At 45.7% G+C, this 254-nt stretch carries 1 protein-coding gene; it reads right to left on the bottom strand.

The window, feature by feature from the left end; translation table 11 throughout:
- Positions 1-26: 26 nt before the first annotated feature.
- On the bottom strand, positions 27-218 hold the full coding sequence (locus R0K30_RS22690; RefSeq protein ID WP_003155061.1) for a ComZ family protein: 192 nt from the start codon (positions 216-218) through the stop codon (positions 27-29).
- Positions 219-254: the final 36 nt, after the last annotated feature.

Raw genomic sequence — 254 nt, forward strand, 5'->3', positions numbered from 1 at the left:
AGCCACTTCATGAAAAGTGGCTCTCTTTATTTATTCAGCTCCCCGGCATCAGATCTGCCAAGCTCATACGCTTCCGCCATGACCGATGTAAACAGGTCCATAAACGGCTGAATCATTTCCATAGACAGATCTATGCCGGATTTCTCAAGCTCCGCCTTTGCTTCCGGCAGGTATTTCATCGCGATCTGCATAAATTCAAGAGACTTTTCATGCTGCATGTGTATCCACCTCTATTCATTTGACGGCAGTTCATT

Source organism: Bacillus sp. SIMBA_154 (assembly GCF_046536015.1).
GTDB classification, from domain to species: Bacteria; Bacillota; Bacilli; order Bacillales; family Bacillaceae; genus Bacillus; species Bacillus pumilus_P.

Excerpts from the sequence above, each read along its gene's own strand:
- R0K30_RS22690 (WP_003155061.1), bottom strand. The coding sequence starts at position 218 with ATGCAGCATGAAAAGTCTCTTGAATTTATGCAGATCGCGATGAAATAC.